This is a genomic window from Vibrio sp. 378 (assembly GCF_033339435.1).
Map to the genome: position 1 here is coordinate 91,210 of NZ_JAWOUO010000003.1, position 13,961 is coordinate 105,170.

The window sequence follows — 13,961 nt, forward strand, 5'->3', positions numbered from 1 at the left end:
CCGAGCAACTAAGGCTCGGCTTTTCATATCAGGATAACGATGTAAGATTACTCTTCGTTACCTTCCTCTGCATCATCAGCAGCTGGAGCTTCTGAAGCGTCTTGCTGCGTATTTTCGTCTGTTGACTCTAACGCTTCTGCATCTTCATCAGCAGGCAGCTCTTCATCATCAACTTCTTCAATACGTTGCAAACCAACAACTGATTCATCTTCCGCAGTACGGATAAGCGTTACACCTTGTGTGTTACGACCAACCTGGCTAACTTCACCCACACGAGTACGTACTAACGTGCCAGCGTCGGTGATCATCATCATTTCATCACCTTCAACAACCTGGATAGCACCAACTACCGGGCCATTTCGCTCAGAAACTTTGATAGAAACTACACCTTGAGTGCCACGACCTTTTGTCGGGTACTCGCTAAGTGCTGTACGTTTACCATAACCGTTTTCTGTAACCGTTAGGATGTCGCCTTCGTGCGAAGGAACAATAAGTGATACAACTTGGTCATTTTCAGCCAGTTTCATACCACGAACACCAGAGGCGGTACGACCCATAGGACGAACACCTTTAAACTTGATCTCTGGCTGACCATTCTCATCAAGAACTGGTTTACCATTTTCATCAAGTACTGGAATCTCTTCTGCTTCTTTAAAGCGAACCACTTTACCCGCTTTAGAGAACAGCATGATTTCGTTTTCGCCGTTAGTGATATCCACACCGATTAACGAATCGTCTTCACGTAGGTTCACAGCGATTAGGCCGTTTGAACGTACGTTTGCAAACTGGTTCAACGGCGTTTTCTTAACCGTACCGTCACCTGTTGCCATGAAGATGAATTTGTCTTCAGAGAATTCATCAACACGCAGAATTGCGGTAATGCGCTCACCTTCTTCGAGTGGAAGGATGTTCACAATTGGCTTACCACGCGCAGTACGGCTCGCTAGAGGCAATTGGTAAACTTTCAGGCGGTATGTCTTACCACGAGTAGAGAAACACAAAATGTTATCGTGGGTATTCGCCACTAGAAGACGCTCGATATGGTCTTCATCTTTCATCTTAGTCGCACTCTTACCTTTACCACCACGGCGCTGTGACTCGTAGTCGCTCAGTACTTGGTACTTAACGTAACCACCGTGAGATAGAGTAACTACAACGTCTTCACGTGCGATCAGCTCTTCCATGTCAATATCATGGCTCGCAGCTGTGATTTCTGTACGACGAGCGTCACCAAAGCCGTCACGAACCGCTTCAAGTTCCTCACGGATAACTTCCATCAAACGCTCAGTGCTCGCAAGGATATGCATGAGTTCAGCGATTTCTTCTAGAAGTGTTTTGTATTCGCCAAGAATCTTCTCGTGTTCTAGACCTGTTAGTTTATGTAAACGTAGATCTAGGATAGCTTGTGCTTGTTGCTCAGTCAGGAAGTACTGACCATCACGAATACCGTATTCAGGCTCTAGCCATTCAGGGCGCGCAGCATCTGTACCAGCACGCTCTAGCATTGCTGAAACGTTGCCTAAATCCCAACCACGAGCGATAAGACCCGCTTTTGCTTCAGCCGGTGTAGGTGCCTTACGGATAAGCTCAATGATTTCATCAATGTTAGCAAGCGCTAGAGCTAAACCTTCAAGGATATGAGCACGTTCACGAGCTTTACGCAGTTCGAAGATAGTACGACGTGTCACAACTTCACGACGGTGATCAACGAAGCACTTCAACATATCTTTTAGGTTGAATAGCTGTGGCTGGCCATTGTTTAGAGCCACCATATTGATACCGAAAGTGGTTTGCAGCTGAGTCTGAGCGTAAAGATTGTTTAGAACTACTTCGCCCACAGCATCGCGCTTACACTCAATAACAATGCGCATACCGTCTTTATCTGACTCGTCGCGCAGTGCACTGATACCTTCTACTTTCTTATCTTTAACTAGCTCAGCGATCTTTTCGATCAAGCGAGCTTTGTTCACCTGGTAAGGAATTTCAGTGACGATAATGGTCTCTTTACCATTCTTCTCCACTTCGATGTCCGCTTTCGAACGCATGTAGATTTTGCCACGACCTGTTTTGTACGCGTCTACAATGCCTTTACGACCGCTGATAAGCGCCGCCGTTGGGAAATCAGGACCAGGAATGTAATCCATTAGTTCATCAATAGTGATTTCTTCATTATTGATGTATGCAAGACAGCCATCAATCACTTCGCCAAGGTTATGAGGCGGGATGTTGGTTGCCATACCTACTGCGATACCAGAAGCACCGTTAACCAATAGGTTTGGAATTTTAGTTGGAAGAACCGCTGGGATCTGCTCAGTACCGTCGTAGTTTGGTACGTAGTCTACGGTTTCTTTGTCTAGGTCAGCCAATAGTTCATGGGCAATTTTTGCCATTCGAACTTCGGTGTAACGCATTGCCGCAGCAGAGTCGCCATCGATCGAGCCAAAGTTACCTTGACCATCGACCAGCATGTAACGAAGCGAGAACGGCTGAGCCATACGTACGATTGTGTCGTACACAGCACTATCACCATGTGGGTGATATTTACCGATTACGTCGCCGACAACACGGGCTGATTTTTTATATGGTTTGTTCCAATCGTTGCCTAGTACGTTCATCGCGAATAAAACGCGGCGGTGTACTGGTTTTAGGCCATCACGCACATCTGGAAGAGCACGACCCACGATGACTGACATCGCGTAGTCTAGGTATGAACCTCTAAGCTCATCTTCAATGTTTACGGGCGTGATCTCTTTAGCTAAATCGCTCATAGAGCCATTATCCCTCTATTATCTGATCGTAATTACGATACGTGTAAGGTGCAAAAATATAACACACAATTCATCACTTCGGCATCACTTTCCCTCTCCTTTTATCAGGTTGTGAGCTTGGTTATGAATCAAATGTCGAGAATTTGCACACTAATCCCATATCTTTCTGATTAGTGGTTATATTTCGGTCAACATTGAGCAAAATCGGACTCTTTACGCGGAAAAGCGAGGTAAATTCCTTTAACTACACAACGCGAAAATGCAGGTTTTAGAGTTATTGTCACTGGCACCAGTTCAAGGATGAACCAAAAACAATAGCGAGCGCTTTCAAAAATACAGGAACCTGTCGCTATTGCCGCGCCAGTGAACTCTGTCATTGTCCCTTAACTAAGCACATCGAGGTTGTTTGGGTATAAAACGTTGGAGTATACTGGCGCCCTCTAAAGGACTCAGATTGAATGCAATAAAACCAATTATGACTAAAGCACAAAACGTCGACCCAAGTGAAATTAAGAAATTCGAGGACATGGCTTCTCGATGGTGGGATTTAGAAGGCGAGTTTAAGCCACTTCATCAAATTAACCCACTTCGTTTGAACTATGTACTTGAAAAAGCAAATGGCTTGTTTGGCAAGCGCGCACTTGATGTCGGCTGTGGTGGTGGCATTCTTGCTGAAAGCATGGCAAAAGAAGGCGCTATTGTGACTGGACTTGATATGGGTAAAGAACCATTAGAAGTCGCGCGACTACATGCATTAGAAACAGGTACTCAACTGACCTACATTCAGAGCACAATAGAAGACCACGCTATAGAAAACGCAGGAACTTACGATGTCGTGACTTGTATGGAGATGCTTGAACACGTTCCAGATCCTCTCTCCGTTATCCGCTCTTGTGCTGCGCTAGTCAAACCCGGTGGTCACGTGTTTTTCTCAACTTTGAACCGAAACATTAAGTCGTACTTATTTGCTATTGTCGGTGCTGAGAAGCTTCTTAAGATTGTTCCTGAAGGCACTCATGAGCACGATAAGTTTATCAAGCCAGCCGAAATGATGAAGATGATAGACCAAACTGACCTGACGGAAATGGGCATTACTGGGCTTCATTACAACCCTCTAAATGACAGCTACAAACTCGGTCGTAATGTAGATGTAAACTACATCGTTCATACTAAAAAATACTGAACGCTATTAAGTTAAAAAATGAGTTTTGTGATTGACATTTTTTAAAGAAAATGAATCGGAAGCGGTAGCACAAAGTTGCCGCTTTTTTTGTCTTTTTATGGCTAAAATTCGTGCTCTAGATTCCATTTTGACCAAGCCATTTTTCGTAGATAAAAACGGCCAAAGATCAAGGAAAATATTTTTGCATGCGGTTATTTCTAAACCGATCTCGAAACCGTACTTTTAACCATTCAAGTCTGCCCTTTTCTCATCGGTTAGTGTTCACTTACTGATTTTTTTCATTTTGTCAGTTATCCACAAGTCATCCCCGAACTGTACCTTGATAAATCAGTGTAATAGCACTATCTTGTAACCCGCAAACAAATGAACCCCTATATGTTGTGTTTAAGCGACAATATATAGATAGACTTTGATCACAAAGCCGCCGCAAGCTTTACTCATATTGCACATAAACAAACAAAAATACGGCTTTTATCAGTTTTCTTAGGGAAATAAAGCAGAATGAACCAACAACTTACCGTCACCAAGCGTGATGGCCGTAAAGAAAGTATCGATCTGGATAAAATCCACCGCGTTATCACTTGGGCTGCAGAAGGTCTAGATAATGTTTCGGTTTCTCAAGTAGAACTTCGCGCTCACATCCAGTTTTACGACGGCATCACAACGACAGATATTCACGAGACAATCATCAAGTCTGCGGCAGACCTGATCTCTGAAGAGACTCCGGATTACCAATACCTAGCTGCTCGCCTAGCGGTATTCCATCTGCGTAAAAAAGCGTATGGCCAATACGAGCCACCAACGCTTTATGATCACGTGTCTCGCCTCGTCGATATGGGTAAGTACGATCAACATATTCTAGAAGACTACACAAAAGCAGAACTCGACGAACTTGATGCGTACCTCGACCATAAACGCGACCTAAACTTCTCATACGCGGCAGTTAAGCAGCTAGAGGGTAAGTACTTCGTACAGAACCGTGTTACGGGCCAAATTTACGAAAGTGCTCAGTTCTTATACATCCTTGTAGCAGCGTGCTTATTTGCGAAATATCCAAAAGCGACACGTCTTGATTACATCAAACGTTTCTACGATGCGACATCGACATTTAAGATTTCTCTACCTACGCCAATTATGTCTGGCGTGCGTACCCCTACTCGCCAGTTCAGCTCATGTGTTCTGATCGAGTGTGGAGACAGTCTTGATTCTATTAACGCAACAGCAAGCTCAATTGTTCGTTATGTATCTCAGCGCGCTGGTATTGGTATCAACGCAGGTCGTATCCGTGCATTAGGCTCAGAGATTCGCGGTGGTGAAGCATTCCACACTGGTTGTATTCCGTTCTACAAGTACTTCCAAACAGCAGTAAAATGTTGTTCACAAGGTGGTGTACGTGGTGGCGCAGCTACTGTGTTCTACCCAATGTGGCACGGTGAAGCACGCTCACTAATGGTACTTAAGAACAACCGTGGTGTTGAAGAAAACCGTGTTCGTCACATGGACTACGGTGTTCAGTTAAACAAACTGATGTACCAACGTTTAGTTGAAGGCGGCAATATTACGCTATTCTCACCATCTGATGTACCTGGTCTGTACGACGCATTCTTCGAAAACCAAGAAGAGTTTGAGCGTCTATACGTGAAGTACGAGAACGATCCTTCAATCAAGAAAGAAACGGTTAAAGCGATTGAAATGTTCACTCTGCTAATGCAAGAGCGTGCATCAACGGGTCGTATCTACATCCAGAACGTGGACCACTGTAATACTCACAGCCCATTTGATTCTGAAGTCGCTCCAGTTCGTCAGTCGAACCTATGTTTAGAAATCGCACTGCCAACGAAACCATTAACTAACGTTGAAGATGACTCAGGCGAGATCGCACTGTGTACGCTTTCTGCATTCAACTTAGGTGCTATCAAGTCTCTAGATGATTTCGAAGAGCTATCCGATCTTGTTGTTCGTGCGTTAGATGCACTGCTTGATTACCAAGATTACCCTCTACCAGCGGCATACAAATCGACTATGAACCGTCGTACGCTAGGTGTTGGTGTGATTAACTTTGCTTACTACTTAGCGAAGAATGGCGTGAAATACTCTGACGGTAGCGCGAACGGCCTAACTCACCGTACGTTCGAAGCAATGCAGTACTACCTATTGAAAGCATCTGTAGCACTGGCGAAAGAACAAGGTAAGTGTCCTTCATTCGACGAGACGAACTACGCGAAAGGCTTACTGCCGATTGATACGTATAAGAAAGATATCGACCTAATTTGTGACGAAGCGCTGCACTACGACTGGGACAGCCTACGTAAAGAAATTATGGAGCACGGCCTACGTAACTCAACACTGACTGCGCTAATGCCTTCTGAGACTTCTTCTCAGATTTCAAACGCAACTAACGGTATTGAGCCACCACGTGGTTACGTTTCAGTAAAAGCTTCGAAAGACGGTATCCTGAAGCAAGTTGTACCAGAGTTCACAGAACTTAAAGACAGCTATGAACTGCTTTGGAATATCGGTTCGAACGACGGTTATCTGCACCTTGTGGGTATTATGCAGAAGTTTGTTGACCAAGCTATCTCTGCTAATACTAACTACGACCCGTCACGTTACGAGACTGGCAAGGTTCCAATGAAGAAACTACTTCAAGACCTGCTAACAGCGTATAAGTTTGGTGTGAAAACGCTTTACTACCACAACACTCGTGATGGCGCGAAAGATGAACAGAAAGACGCTGTTCAACCACAAGATGACGATTGTGCTGGCGGCGGTTGTAAGATTTAATCTTCCCGTACCTAGCGAACCCGTAAAGACAGACTATCGATAACCTCCCCCTTACGGGGAGGTTTAAAAGGAATTGAGGCATTATGGCTTACAGTACTTTTAACCAAAAAAAGAATGACCAATTGAAGGAACCAATGTTCCTAGGTCAATCAGTAAACGTTGCACGTTACGACCAACAAAAGTTTGAGATTTTCGAAAAACTTATCGAGAAACAACTTTCTTTCTTCTGGCGTCCAGAAGAAGTAGACGTATCTAGCGACCGTATCGATTACAACAAACTGCCAGATCACGAGAAGCACATCTTCATCTCTAACTTGAAGTACCAAACGCTTCTTGACTCTATCCAAGGCCGCAGCCCTAACGTGGCACTGCTGCCGCTTGTGTCTCTGCCAGAACTAGAGACTTGGATTGAGACTTGGTCTTTCTCTGAAACGATTCACTCTCGTTCTTACACACACATTATTCGTAACATCGTGAACGACCCTGCTGTAGTGTTTGATGATATCGTTGAGAACGAGCACATTCTGAAGCGTGCAAAAGACATCGCGCACTACTACGACGATTTGATTCAAGCGACGAATGATTACCATCGCTACGGTGAAGGTGAGCATGTCCTTAACGGTGAAACGGTTAAGGTTAGTCTGTACGATCTTAAGAAGAAGCTGTACATCTGTCTGATGTCTGTTAACGCATTAGAAGCTATTCGTTTTTACGTCAGTTTCGCATGTTCTTTCGCTTTCGCAGAACGCGAACTAATGGAAGGTAACGCGAAAATCATCAAGCTGATCGCTCGTGACGAAGCACTTCACTTAAACGGCACGCAGCACATGATCAACCTGCTACGTAACGGTCAAGATGACTTCACTTTCATGCAAATCGCAGAAGAGGCAAAACAGGACTGTTTTGACCTATTCAAAGAAGCGGCTGAGCAAGAAAAAGAGTGGGCAGAGTATCTATTCAAAGATGGCTCTATGATCGGTCTAAACAAAGACATCCTAAGCCAATACGTTGAATACATCACAAATATTCGTATGCAAGCGGTAGGTCTACCAGCAGCGTATCCAGAAGCAACAACCAACCCAATTCCATGGATTAACGCTTGGTTGTCTTCAGATAACGTTCAAGTTGCGCCTCAAGAAGCAGAAATCTCTTCTTACCTTGTGGGTCAAATTGACAATGAAGTTCGCGCAGATGACTTCGAAGGATTCGAGCTGTAATGGCAACACTCAAAATCAACAAACTGATCAGCATTGAATCCAACCCTTCCAATACGATTTTGGAAACAATGGAGCAAGCTGGCCTATTACCAGAATATAACTGCCGTGATGGGCACTGCGGCGCCTGTCGCTGCAAATTGGAGTCTGGTGAAGTGGAGTATGTTGGTTTTGCCATGGCTTACACACAAAGTGATGAAATATTACCTTGTATCTGTAAAGCAAAATCAGATTTGTCACTTAGCGGCGTTAACTACGCGATGAAAGAAAAGCAGCGCGCATAACGTTGACTCGACGGTATAAAATGCAAAAGCCAAGGCAATCACCTTGGCTTTTTTGTCTCTGTGTTTTGTCTCTCAGACTACTGTATAGAGCTTTGGTTATAAAGCACTGCTCGGGAGGTGCATCTCTTTAACTTTCTCTAAAAATGCATAATGCGCAAACATCGGTTTACGTTCTAGGTAGCGACGCAACAAGTCTAGTGCTGCCGTGCTGATCACTTTAACTTGATCACTGCGCTGATACTTTTTCGAGAGTTTATATAACGCTCCCCACTCGCCTGACGGTGTCGATAAAGCGACGGAAAAAACACCCTCTTCAATATGGCCAGTAACGAGTGATAAATCCGTCCCACACTTCTCTCGTGTAGCACCAGCCAGAGCAAACGTTTCTGCTAATGGATCTCCGCTGTTGGCCATCGCTTGAGTCAGGCTCGGTAGTATCCAACCATGCCCTAGTTGCTTTTCAGCGTTTTCATCACCGTTTAGCCAGTACGTTAAGTATCCTCCGCTACTTTTTTCGGAGGTCGACACTGTTAGTCCTTTATCGACCAACAACTGGCCGACATTTTCAACCATAGGTAAGTCAATACTAACGGTATTACTCTCAAGGTGTTTATTAATTATCTGTACGAGTTTCAAACGCTTTTCAAGCTGATCTGAAGGACCAAAAAGTTTCACTTCAATAAAAGGCAAGTAAGAGCGATACCCTAGCTCATAGCCTTGAGGAAGTTTTAGCTGATCTAGCTTATCTGAAATACCGGATTCAGACAGACCAAACGTGTAGATTCGGCTACAACATGAACCTTGCACATCGGGAAACACTCTTCTCAGATCGGGAAGAATTTGCGTCTCTGCCATGAGCTTAAATTCACTTGGTACACCCGGTGTGAAATAAAAAATGGCATCATTAATCAGCATTTTGAAACCGCAAGCAGTGCCTATCGGGTTGTCCAATATCTCTGCCGTTTCTGGCAGCATTGCTTGCTTTAAATTACTGTCCGGCATAGGGATGCCACGTCGAGCATACAAACTTTCTAGATGCTGCAACCACTCTTTGAATAGCACCAGTTTACAATCGGCGGCTCTCGCGGCGGCGGCGGCACTCATGTCATCCGTTGTAGGGCCTAAACCACCATTAACAATAACCACATCGTTGTTAAAGCTGAGCATTAAAAACTCTTCAACCAAACTCGATAGGCTATCGCCAACCGTTGAGCGCTTTGTTAAGCCAAATCCATGTTGATAAAACAGGCTAGACAACCATGCCGCATTAGTATCAACAATATCACCGTGGAGGACTTCCTCACCAGTACTAAGCATTGCTATTTTCACAACTGACTCCTGAACGTAAGCACAATCCTATTTTCGTTATAGCGCTTATTTTTCTTTTTATTTGGACAAATCTCGCCGAGGTTTGTTGGGACTAAATAAGGGTCAAGTGTTTAAATGATTGATGTTTTGAGGGATAATTACGAGCCCGAACATACACCATTAACTCGGAGACCTTTGTGTCAAAATCATCCATGTTCAAGACGACTCTAACAGGCCTTTGCTTGGCTTCGTCAGCGCTTGCGCACGCAAGTCACTATGACCTAAGCCGTCATACAGAGTTTTCTTACACACCTGATTGTTTGTCAGGTTACTGCGAAACGACGACTCTGTACACCTTCGAGGCTCAAAATCGCGGTGTTATGTATGAACAGAATAATGATGATTCGCTAAACCTTGACGCAGGGCTTCAGCCTAAACATCTCATCATCCCTCAAGATAAAGACTGGGATTATCTGATGGGTCAAACCTACACCATTCTAGGTCTCAGTATCGCGACCGTAGGCATGATGACTTTTCTTCCAGAAAGTATCACCAAATGGGACGAAGAAGACCGAGACATGAGTAAGTTGGGGCAAAAGTGGAAAGATAATGTCTCTGACGGCCCCGTTTGGGATCGCGATGAACATGTCCTCAACTACATCATGCACCCATATTTTGGCGGCGTTTACTACACGGCAGCACGTCACGCTGGCTATAATGAATTTCAGTCGTTTTTGTACTCCGCAACTATGTCGACGTTCTTTTGGGAGTATGGCGTAGAGGCGTTCGCAGAAGTACCATCTTGGCAGGATATTTTTATCACACCGTTCTTTGGTGCTGTTGTTGGTGAAATGATGTTAACGGCTGAGCAAGACATTATTGCCAACGGTGGCGAAGTTATGGGCTCTGAAACCGCAGGTGATGTTTCGCTCTTCTTCTTAAACCCTGTTGGACATATTCATTATTGGGTAACTGATGCATGGGGCGGTAGTGCAGAACTACAATTCAATTCATCACCTTGGTTTGGAAACCAAGATGTTGCAAAATTCGCCATGGACGCAGGCGCAAACTACGACAGTCAATTTTATGGTGTCGAGTTAAAAGTAACCTTCTAATCCTAAGTTGATACTCGGTAAAAAGCAGCCTTACGATGGCTGCTTTTTTGTGCTCTGAACATTGTTTTAATTATTTCCATCACGAATTAGTGTTAAAAATTGACTTTCATCAAACATTACCCGCCCTTAGCACCTACACTAAATAAAAGGATTTATTCCAATAACTTAAGTAGCACGTTTATTCGTACTGCGTCCAAACCTTGATTCCAGGAGGGGACATTATGAACACCGTATTTATTGTTAATTTTGTCGGACAAGCGTCACCCGCCACGATTAAAGAGCTCGCTGCAATCACACACGAAAACGGCGGGAAATGGCTGATCAGCAAAGTAAACTTTATCGAAGACCAAGTTGCAGGTGTCATCAAAGTAGAGCTTCCAAGAGAAAATGCCGACATCGTTAAACAGGCGTTCTCTTCTTGTCAGACTCTTGTTGTTAGGTTCGTCGACTCTGAGCCTCATTCATATCGTGAAGACACTATCTTCCAACTTCGTTTAGATGCCAACGATAGAGCGGGTATTGTGAATGAAATTACTCACGTTCTCGATAATCAAGGTATCTCAATTTTAGATATGGATTGTCAGCGTGTATTCATTGCTGGAGGCGGAGGGGTAAGCTCTAGCTTATTCAGCGCTAAAATGGCGATAAAACTGCCTAGCGAGCTAGAAATTGAAGACATAGCCAATGAGTTAGAATCTCTGAGTGAAGACACTCGTGTAATTGTAGAAAGCTAACTGCACACCTTTAACGCTTCCCCAATAAAAAGAGCAGCAATTCAGCTGCTCTTTGTCGTTCTAATACTCAATACGTTTTATTTCACTGACCACTGAGACAGTGAACGTTTGAAATCAGAGTAGTCAAATTCATTCAGTTTTTGAATGTCACCATTCGAGCGTTCACAGTAGACCGACGGCATACGTAGACCGTTAAACCAGTTCAGTTTCACCATGGTGTAACCGGCACTATCTAGAATATGCAGACGCTGTCCTATCTCTAGAGGCTGTTCGAAGTTCGCCACGCAGAACTGGTCTCCAGCCAAACAAGAGCACGAGCCGATCACATACTCGTGTTCACCATTTTCAGATGCTTCAAGAATTGACGCTGGCTCATTGTAGATCAACGTATCTAAGCGGTGAGCTTCTGTGGCTGAATCGACAATCGCCGTCTTCTTTACGTTCTCAACGATATCAACCACAGTGACCACTAGGTCAGTCGTCTTGGTAATGATCGCTTCGCCCGGTTCTAGGTACATTTGCACGCCGTGTTTTTCAGCAAACGCTTTCAGCGCTAGGCCAAGCTTTTCGATGTCATAACCCGGCCATGTGAAGAATACCCCGCCGCCCATGCTCACCCAGTCCAGCTTATCTAGGTACTCGCCAAACTGATCTGAAATAGCATCGAGTAAGCCGATAAACGCATCCACGTCTTTGTTCTCACAGTTCATGTGGAACATTACGCCATCAATACCATCAAAAATTTCCGGTTTGATGTGATCAGCCTGAACCCCAAGACGAGAGAATTGACGCGCTGGGTTTGCTAAGTCTTGCCCTGCATAGCTCACACCTGGGTTTAGGCGCAAGCCAATCGATGCTTTACCTTCGACAATATGACGATAAGCCGCTAGCTGTGACTGAGAGTTAAAGATCATCTTGTCACAGATGTCCGCCACATCGCGAACGTCATCTTCGCTGTAACCCACACTGTATGCGTGTGTCTCACCACCGAACGTTTCGTAGCCAAGCTTCACTTCAAACGGGCCAGAACTTGTTGTTCCGTCTAGGTAAGGCTTGATGATGTCGAATACACCCCATGTTGAGAAGCACTTCAGTGCTAATACAAGCTTCACACCAGAGATGTCTTTTAGCTGTTTTGCTTTCTCTAGATTCTCAATCAGCTTGTCTTCATTGATCATGAAGTATGGCGTTTTTAGTTCGTTTTGTTGCATTTTGATACCTTACGTCCCTTCGCCTTAGCAAAGACACTATAAAATCGAACAAAGCCGACGCAAGTGCATCGGCTTAAACGTACAAATAAGAGTCGCTAAATTCTTACTTCAATTTATGGATAACAGGTTGTCCTGGCTCCAGTTCTTGAACATGCCAATCTAGACCAATAGATGGCATGGTTTCTAGGAATGGGTCTGGATCTAGCTGCTCCATGTTGAACACGCCTTTGTCTGCCCATTTGCCACGGAAGAACTGCAAAGCCGCAGTGATCGCTGGTACGCCAGTGGTGTATGAGATAGCTTGGTGTTCAACATCTTCGTATGCGACTTCGTGATCAGCGTTGTTGTAAATAAATACACTGCGCTCTTTACCATCTTTCTTACCTTGAACCCAAGTACCGATACACGTTAGGCCAGTGTAGCCTGGCGCGAGTGATGTTGGATCTGGTAGTAGTGCTTTTAGCACGTGCAAAGGTTGAACAACCGTACCGTCGTGAAGCGTTAGTGGATCTGGGCTGAGTAGACCGATGTCGCGCATCACATTGAAGTAGTTTAGGTAACGGTCACCAAAGCCCATCCAGAATTCGATGCGTTTCGCCGGGATGAACTCTTGCATAGATCGAACTTCGTCGTGCGCCATTGAGTACACTTTGTGTGAACCACAATTCGGGAATTCAAACTCAAGCATACGTGAGTGACAAGGTACTTGTTTCCACTCGCCGTTTTCCCAGTAGAACGAATCGCCTTGAATCTCAAGCATGTTCGTTTCTGGATCAAAGTTAGTTGCGAACTTCTTACCGTGGTCGCCTGCGTTTACATCCATTACGTCGATAGTATCGATTTCATCGAACAGATGCTTCACTGCGTATGCGGCAAACACCGATACTACGCCCGGATCGAAACCAGCACCAAGAATACCTGTAATGCCCGCTTCTTCAAACTTCTCACGGTAACCCCACTGCCAATCGTAAGCTTGAGGTACTTGTTGGCCTTCAGAGCACAAATCAACCGCAACAGATGTATCAAGGTATGACACTTTAGCTTGGTAACATGCTTCCATAATAGACATGTTCACCCAAGGAGGACCTGCGTTGATCACTAAGTCAGGTTGTACTTCTTTAATTAAAGCAACTAAAGAATCTACGTCGTCCGCGTTTACCGCTCGCGCTTCTAATTTCTTAGTTGAATCTTTCAGATTGTTTTTCTTCTGAATCGATTCGATGATTTTCTCACACTTACCTACGGTACGTGATGCGATTGTGATATCACCCAGAACGTCGTTGTTTTGTGCTGCTTTATGTGCAACTACCCAGCCAACGCCGCCTGCACCAATCTGTAGAATTGCCATAGTTTTCCGTTA

10 protein-coding genes are annotated in these 13,961 nt (G+C 44.6%); 6 read left to right on the top strand and 4 right to left on the bottom strand.

The genetic code is table 11. From position 1 onward, the window contains the following. Positions 1 to 47: 47 nt before the first annotated feature. Positions 48 to 2,768, bottom strand: a complete 2,721-nt coding sequence (gene gyrA, locus R7Q48_RS06950) for a DNA topoisomerase (ATP-hydrolyzing) subunit A (protein WP_213868126.1) — start codon at positions 2,766 to 2,768, stop codon at positions 48 to 50. A gap of 475 nt (positions 2,769 to 3,243) precedes the next feature. On the opposite strand from gyrA, the gene ubiG reads away from it, so the two are divergent. From ubiG to yfaE, 4 genes are all read left to right on the top strand, one after another. Beyond that, positions 3,244 to 3,951, top strand: coding sequence for a bifunctional 2-polyprenyl-6-hydroxyphenol methylase/3-demethylubiquinol 3-O-methyltransferase UbiG (ubiG, locus tag R7Q48_RS06955; RefSeq protein WP_005376820.1), 708 nt, complete (start codon positions 3,244 to 3,246; stop codon positions 3,949 to 3,951). Between the two features lie 501 nt (positions 3,952 to 4,452). After that, positions 4,453 to 6,735 carry a class 1a ribonucleoside-diphosphate reductase subunit alpha gene (gene nrdA, locus R7Q48_RS06960; protein WP_005376819.1) on the top strand — a complete coding sequence of 761 codons (2,283 nt, stop codon included), beginning with the start codon at positions 4,453 to 4,455 and terminating at the stop codon, positions 6,733 to 6,735. An 83-nt stretch (positions 6,736 to 6,818) separates the two neighbouring features. Then, positions 6,819 to 7,952 carry a class Ia ribonucleoside-diphosphate reductase subunit beta gene (gene nrdB, locus R7Q48_RS06965; RefSeq protein WP_005376818.1) on the top strand — a complete coding sequence of 378 codons (1,134 nt, stop codon included), beginning with the start codon at positions 6,819 to 6,821 and terminating at the stop codon, positions 7,950 to 7,952. Then, the gene (yfaE, locus tag R7Q48_RS06970) at positions 7,952 to 8,233 is read left to right on the top strand and encodes a class I ribonucleotide reductase maintenance protein YfaE (RefSeq protein WP_005376817.1); all 282 of its coding nucleotides are present in this window, start codon (positions 7,952 to 7,954) and stop codon (positions 8,231 to 8,233) included. The genes nrdB and yfaE overlap by 1 nt, the downstream gene beginning before the upstream one ends. A gap of 96 nt (positions 8,234 to 8,329) precedes the next feature. Here the strand turns inward: yfaE and R7Q48_RS06975 are convergent, their stop codons facing one another. Beyond that, positions 8,330 to 9,562, bottom strand: coding sequence for a CinA family nicotinamide mononucleotide deamidase-related protein (locus R7Q48_RS06975; protein ID WP_256902913.1), 1,233 nt, complete (start codon positions 9,560 to 9,562; stop codon positions 8,330 to 8,332). A 191-nt stretch (positions 9,563 to 9,753) separates the two neighbouring features. On the opposite strand from R7Q48_RS06975, the gene R7Q48_RS06980 reads away from it, so the two are divergent. Then, on the top strand, positions 9,754 to 10,656 hold the full coding sequence (locus R7Q48_RS06980) for a DUF3943 domain-containing protein (RefSeq protein WP_005376815.1): 903 nt from the start codon (positions 9,754 to 9,756) through the stop codon (positions 10,654 to 10,656). 221 nt (positions 10,657 to 10,877) lie between these two features. Continuing rightward, positions 10,878 to 11,390 (top strand): glycine cleavage system protein R, encoded by a 513-nt coding sequence (locus R7Q48_RS06985; protein ID WP_005376814.1) that lies wholly within the window; start codon positions 10,878 to 10,880, stop codon positions 11,388 to 11,390. 77 nt (positions 11,391 to 11,467) lie between these two features. Here R7Q48_RS06985 and nspC read toward each other — a convergent pair whose 3' ends face one another. Together nspC and R7Q48_RS06995 are read right to left on the bottom strand one after the other, a co-directional pair. Further along, entirely contained in the window at positions 11,468 to 12,601 is a 1,134-nt protein-coding gene (gene nspC, locus R7Q48_RS06990; protein ID WP_213962751.1) for a carboxynorspermidine decarboxylase, read from the bottom strand. 103 nt (positions 12,602 to 12,704) lie between these two features. Then, complete coding sequence (locus tag R7Q48_RS06995) at positions 12,705 to 13,949, bottom strand: carboxynorspermidine synthase (RefSeq protein WP_012841628.1); 1,245 nt, start codon at positions 13,947 to 13,949, stop codon at positions 12,705 to 12,707. Between the last annotated feature and the right edge of the window lie 12 nt (positions 13,950 to 13,961).

Coding starts and splice junctions, on each gene's coding strand:
- R7Q48_RS06985 (WP_005376814.1), top strand. CDS start 10,878: ATGAACACCGTATTTATTGTTAATTTTGTCGGACAAGCGTCACCCGCC.
- R7Q48_RS06980 (WP_005376815.1), top strand. CDS start 9,754: ATGTTCAAGACGACTCTAACAGGCCTTTGCTTGGCTTCGTCAGCGCTT.
- gyrA (WP_213868126.1), bottom strand. CDS start 2,768: ATGAGCGATTTAGCTAAAGAGATCACGCCCGTAAACATTGAAGATGAG.
- yfaE (WP_005376817.1), top strand. CDS start 7,952: ATGGCAACACTCAAAATCAACAAACTGATCAGCATTGAATCCAACCCT.
- nrdA (WP_005376819.1), top strand. CDS start 4,453: ATGAACCAACAACTTACCGTCACCAAGCGTGATGGCCGTAAAGAAAGT.
- R7Q48_RS06995 (WP_012841628.1), bottom strand. CDS start 13,949: ATGGCAATTCTACAGATTGGTGCAGGCGGCGTTGGCTGGGTAGTTGCA.
- ubiG (WP_005376820.1), top strand. CDS start 3,244: ATGACTAAAGCACAAAACGTCGACCCAAGTGAAATTAAGAAATTCGAG.
- nspC (WP_213962751.1), bottom strand. CDS start 12,601: ATGCAACAAAACGAACTAAAAACGCCATACTTCATGATCAATGAAGAC.
- nrdB (WP_005376818.1), top strand. CDS start 6,819: ATGGCTTACAGTACTTTTAACCAAAAAAAGAATGACCAATTGAAGGAA.